This is a genomic window from Mesorhizobium sp. (assembly GCF_005063415.1).
Lineage (GTDB): Bacteria > Pseudomonadota > Alphaproteobacteria > Rhizobiales > Rhizobiaceae > Mesorhizobium.
Map to the genome: position 1 here is coordinate 2795 of NZ_SUEG01000195.1, position 5394 is coordinate 8188.

General features: G+C 63.8%; 6 protein-coding genes. 5 read left to right on the forward strand and 1 reads right to left on the reverse strand.

The window, feature by feature from the left end; genetic code table 11:
• The first annotated feature begins 156 nt into the window (after window positions 1-156).
• Entirely contained in the window at window positions 157-366 is a 210-nt protein-coding gene (locus E5W70_RS29195; RefSeq protein ID WP_292664760.1) for a hypothetical protein, read from the forward strand.
• A 61-nt stretch (window positions 367-427) separates the two neighbouring features.
• Here E5W70_RS29195 and E5W70_RS29200 read toward each other — a convergent pair whose 3' ends face one another.
• The gene (locus tag E5W70_RS29200; protein WP_292664761.1) at window positions 428-1408 is read right to left on the reverse strand and encodes a GlxA family transcriptional regulator; all 981 of its coding nucleotides are present in this window, start codon (window positions 1406-1408) and stop codon (window positions 428-430) included.
• A 76-nt stretch (window positions 1409-1484) separates the two neighbouring features.
• On the opposite strand from E5W70_RS29200, the gene E5W70_RS29205 reads away from it, so the two are divergent.
• From E5W70_RS29205 to E5W70_RS29220, 4 genes are read left to right on the forward strand one after another with little or no spacing between them, the layout of a single operon-like run.
• A complete protein-coding gene (locus E5W70_RS29205; protein WP_292664762.1) occupies window positions 1485-2396 on the forward strand; it encodes a 3-keto-5-aminohexanoate cleavage protein in 912 nt (303 codons plus the stop codon).
• Between the two features lie 37 nt (window positions 2397-2433).
• Entirely contained in the window at window positions 2434-3063 is a 630-nt protein-coding gene (locus E5W70_RS29210) for an HD domain-containing protein (protein WP_292664763.1), read from the forward strand.
• Window positions 3060-4133: a 3-hydroxyacyl-CoA dehydrogenase NAD-binding domain-containing protein gene (locus E5W70_RS29215; RefSeq protein WP_292664764.1), complete on the forward strand. Its 1074-nt coding sequence runs from the start codon at window positions 3060-3062 to the stop codon at window positions 4131-4133. The genes E5W70_RS29210 and E5W70_RS29215 overlap by 4 nt, the downstream gene beginning before the upstream one ends.
• 4 nt (window positions 4134-4137) lie before the next feature.
• Window positions 4138-5301 (forward strand): acyl-CoA dehydrogenase, encoded by a 1164-nt coding sequence (locus E5W70_RS29220; RefSeq protein ID WP_292664765.1) that lies wholly within the window; start codon window positions 4138-4140, stop codon window positions 5299-5301.
• Window positions 5302-5394: the final 93 nt, after the last annotated feature.

A 5394-nucleotide genomic window follows, 5' to 3' on the forward strand; every position in this document is an offset into this window, starting at 1 on the left:
CCCGCCGGTCCGGAACAGCTTTGCGCGAGGGCGGAACCGACGACAAGGTTTTGCCTCGCGCCGCCCCTCAATCGCCTCGCTCTTGCCTTCAAACAGCCGTCACGAATCTCGTATATGTGGTTCGTGGCGGGAACAGAAAGAAGGAGGCGAAACGATATGCAGCACGAACGCGAAATCGACGCCCTGCTCTCATCTGGCGAGGCCGGATCGATCATCGACCGGCTGATGGCGCTGCCGCACCCGAAGCATGGTGCGCTGAGTGCAAACGAATGGGATCGCGCGGTCGCCAGCCGCTTCGAGACCCATCTTGCGAGACAGATGCGCTCGCAGATCGGCGGCAACAGCGTCCGCCAGGACGCTGCCTGAACCACCTTTGTCTATGCATGTCGTTACCCCAAAACCGCTACGCACTTTTGGGCGACATGCATTATCTCTGGCGCAGCCTGACCGGCGCTTCGCCGAACGCTCTTGAAAACGCTCTGGAAAATGCCGCGGCGGACGAAAACCCCGTTCGCCCGGCAATGTCCGCCATGGCGATGCGCGTGTCGACCACCAGCCGGCGCGCGGCGCCGAGGCGCAGCCTGAGGTAATAAGCGCCGGGCGTTTCGCCGATCGACTTGCGAAAGATGCTTTCCAGCGTCCGTGCCGTCACCCCGGCGCGCTTTGCCACTGCGGCGATGGTCAGCGGCTGGTCGACATGCGCTTCCATCAGCCGGATGGCTTGCGCCAGCCTGGGATCGTAGCCGTCAAGACGACCGAGCGAGACCAGCGGCTGGGCGTCGGTCGCGGCGCGCGCCTGGTCGTAGATGAAGACGCTCGCAACATCGAGCGCCACGGCCATGCCGAGCCGCGTGCGGATCAGATGCAGCATCAGGTCGAAGGTCGGCGAGGCGCCGCCGGAGGTGAACACCGGGCCGTCGATGACGTAGCGGTCGGGGCGCACGTCGACACCGGGAAAGGCCGATGAAAAATCCTCCATGTCCTCCCAGTGGGTGGTGGCGCTGCGCCCTTCCAGCAGACCCGCGCGGGCAACCAGCCAGGTGCCGGCCTCGACGCCGCCGCAGGCGCGTGCCGCGCGCGCCGCCCGGCGCAGTCCGGACAGCAGAGCCGATGTGGCGTAGTTCTGCGTGCCGAAGCCGGCGACGACGACCAGCATGTCGGTTGTGTCAGCCGCATCGAAGCGGCCGCTGACGGCCACCGGCAGGCCGCATGTGGTGACCGGCGCCTCGCCTGTGACCGAGACCAGCCTGAAATCGAACAGCGTCTCACCGGCAATACGGTTGGCGGCGCGCAACGGATCGACGGCTGAGGCGACGCACATGATCGACGAGCCGGAGAATACCAGCAGCGTCACCTTGAGCGGCAAACGCTCGACCCGAAAGATCGTCGGTTTTTCGTTTTTAGTCACACGATCTTCGTAAAACGCAAAACAGTTTCCGGCAAGTCAGGCATTCTTGCCCTACGTTCTATTGGGAGAGAGTCCGATGCCGCTAGCGATGAACCGTGAGGTTTTCATTACCTGTGCCGTGACCGGGTCCGGCAGTTCGCAAGACCGCAGCCCGCATGTGCCGCGTTCGCCCAAGCAGATCGCCGATTCGGCCATCGAGGCAGCAAAGGCCGGGGCGGCGATCGTGCACTGCCATGTGCGCGATCCCGAGACCGGCAAGCCTAGGCGCGACGTGCATCTCTATCGCGAAATAACCGAGCGCATCCGCGCGGCGGACGTCGATGTCGTTTTGAACCTGACCGCCGGCATGGGCGGCGACATGGTATTCGGCCCGCCGGAGAAGCCGCTGCCGCTGAACGAAAAAGGCACGGATATGGGCGGCGCGACTGACCGCATGGAGCATGTGCGCCAGTGCCTGCCGGAAATCTGCACGCTCGACTGCGGCACGATGAATTTCGCCGAAGCCGATTATGTCATGACCAACACGCCCGGTATGCTGCGCGCCATGGGCGGCATGATGACGGCGCTCGGCGTCAAGCCGGAGATCGAAGCGTTCGACACTGGGCATCTGTGGTTCGCCAAGCAATTGGTCGAGGAAGAAGTGCTGAAGCCGGACGCCTTGGTGCAATTGTGCATGGGCGTGCCGTGGGGGGCGCCGGACGACCTCAATACCTTCATGGCCATGGTCAACAATGTGCCGTCGACCTGGAACTGGTCGGCCTTTGCCATCGGCCGCAACCAGATGGCCTATGTCGCTGCCGCGGTGCTCGCCGGCGGCAATGTCCGCGTCGGGCTGGAGGACAATCTCTGGCTCGACAAGGGGGTGCTGGCGACCAATGCGCAGCTGGTCGAGCGGGCGGTCAGCATCGTGTCGAATATGGGCGCCAGGGTCATCGGCCCGGACGAGGTACGCAAGAAGCTGAACCTGACGAAGCGCGCACCGCTTTGAACAAGGGCGGGAAGAACCCGGTTGGGAGGAGCCGCCGATGAAGACCGTGAAATTCACCGCCATGAAGGACGGCGACCGCGAGGACTATGCCTTCCTCACCGAGCACGAGATCGACTATGCGGCAAAGACCGGTGAGCGTCTGCTCGACGCGCTGGTCCAACTCGACGAGGGCCTGTCGGGCTACAAGATCACCCGGCTCGGCCATTCGCTGCAAGCGGCAACACGGGCCTGGCGCGACGGCGCCGACACCGACTGGATTGCCTGCGCCTTGCTGCACGACATCGGCGACATCTATGCACCCTATAGTCACGACGAGTATGCGGCGTCGATCCTGAAGCCTTTTGTGCGCGAGCAATGCACCTGGGTGGTGGAGAAGCACGGCGACTTCCAGCGTCTCTATTACGCCCATCACCTCGGCGGCAATCCGCACGCCCGCGACCGTTTCGCCGGGCACACCTACTTCGACGATTGCGATGAGTTTTGCGAACGCTGGGATCAGTCGAGCTTCGATCCCGACTACGAGACATTGCCGATCGATTTCTTCCGGCCCTTCGTGCTCGAAGTGTTCGCGCGCAAGGCCTATGACGCGTCCGTTATCCGTGCCGGCGAGCGTGTCGCCCTCACCGACCCCGCAACAGCCAGCGCAAGAACCGGAGCCTCCGCATGAGCATCATCAACAAGGCGGCCGCCATCGGCGGCGGTGTCATCGGCGCCGGCTGGGTGGCGCGGCTGCTGCTCAACGGCATCGACGTATCGATCTTCGACCCCGACCCCGAGGCGTCACGCAAGGTCGGCGAGGTGATGAAGGGAGCGCGACGCGCCTACAAGCAGATGCTGCCCGGCGGCCTGCCGAAGGAGGGCAGGCTTACCTTCGCCAAGACGATCGCCGAGGCGGTGGCAGACGCCGACTTCATCCAGGAAAGCGTGCCTGAGCGGCTCGACCTGAAGCACCGCGTGCTGGCCGAGATCGACCTTTATGCGCCGGCCAACGCCATTGTCGGCTCCTCCACCTCCGGCATCAAGCCGACCGACATGCAGGTGGCGATGAAGAAGCACCCGGAACGGTTGGTCGTCGGCCATCCGTTCAACCCCGTCTATCTGCTGCCGCTGGTCGAGATCGTCGGCGGCGAACAGACCTTTCCCGAGGCGATCGAGGTCGCCAAGGAGATGTATGCCTCGATCGGCATGAAGCCGGTGGTGATCCGCAAGGAGATCGAGGCCTTCGTCGGCGACCGCCTGCTCGAAGCGGCCTGGCGCGAGGCGCTGTGGCTGATCAAGGACGGAATCTGCACGGTCGAGGAGCTTGACGACATCATGCGCTATGGCTTCGGCCTGCGCTGGGCGCAGATGGGCATGTTCCAGGTCTATCGCGTCGCCGGCGGCGAGGCCGGCATGCGCCACTTCATGGCGCAGTTCGGCCCGTGCCTGAAATGGCCGTGGACCAAGCTGATGGACGTGCCGGAGTTCAACGACGAGCTGGTCGAGCTGATCGCCACCCAGTCGGACGACCAGGCGCACGGCCTGTCGATCCGCGAGCTCGAAAAGATCCGCGACGACAATCTGATCGCCATCATGGAGGCACTGTCGAAGCAGAACAAAGGCAAAGGCTGGGGTGCCGGCGCCTTGCATAAGGACTACACCAGGCAGCTGGCCAAGCTTGCGGCGAAGAAGCCCGTTGCCTCCAAGGCGGCCGAAAAGGCCAAGGCTGAAAAGGCGAAGAAAAAGAAGAAAGGCTGAGACCATGGATTTTGGTCTTTCGGAGGAGCAGAAGCTCATCGTCGAGACGACGCGGGCGTTCGTCGAGAACGAGCTTTACCCGCATGAGCGCGAAGTGGAGCGTACCGGCGTGCTGCGCCGCGAGCTGATCGAGGAGATCAAGGCCAAGGCGATCGAAGCCGGCCTCTATGCCGCCAACATGCCTACGGAAGTCGGCGGCGCCGGGCTCGATACGGTGACCTGGTTGCTCTATGAAAAGGAACTCGGCCGCGCCAATTACGCGCTGCATTGGACCTGCGTGGCGCGGCCTTCGAACATCCTTCTCGCCGGCACGCCGGAGCAGCGCGAAAAATATCTGTTTCCCTGTATTCGCGGCGAGAAATGGGATTGCCTGGCAATGACCGAGCCGGGCGCCGGTTCCGATCTGCGCGGCATGAAGGCAACCGCCGTGCAAGACGGCGACGACTGGGTGCTGAACGGCACCAAGCATTTCATAAGCCACGCCGACCTCGCCGATTTCGCCATCGTCTTCATGGCCTCGGGGGAGGAAGAGTCTTCGCGTGGCAAACGCAAGAAGATCACCGCCTTCTTCGTCGACAAGGGTACCAAGGGATTCACCGTGCGCGACGGCTACCGCAATGTCTCGCATCGCGGCTACACCAATGCCATCCTCGAATTCGACGATTGCCGGTTGCCGGCCAGTCAGGTTCTCGGCGAGGTGCACAAGGGATTCGACGTCGCCAATTCATGGCTCGGCGCAACGCGCCTGCAGGTCGGCGCCACCTGCCTCGGCCGCGCCGAGCGGGCGCTTGGCCACGCCATCGAATACGCCGCGCAACGCCAGCAGTTCGGCCAGCCGATCGGCAAGTTCCAGGGCGTGTCGTTCAAGCTCGCCGACATGGCGACCGAGCTGAAGGCCGCCGACCTGATGGTGTTCGAAGCCGGCTGGAAGTACGATCAGGGCACCGTCACCGATCAGGACATGGCCATGGCCAAGCTGAAGGCCACCGAAATGCTTGCCTTCGTCGCCGACGAGGCGATCCAGATCCATGGCGGCATGGGGCTGATGGATGATCTGCCGCTGGAACGCATCTGGCGCGACGCCCGCGTCGAGCGCATCTGGGAGGGCACCTCGGAAATCCAGCGCCACATCATCTCGCGGGCGCTGCTGCGGGCGGTGGGCGGATAAAAATTACCATGCTTGCGTTCCGTCGCGTCCCCTTCTGTCCTGCCGGACATCTCCCCCTCAAGGGGGTGTTTGGACCTGGGACATCGCGAACAG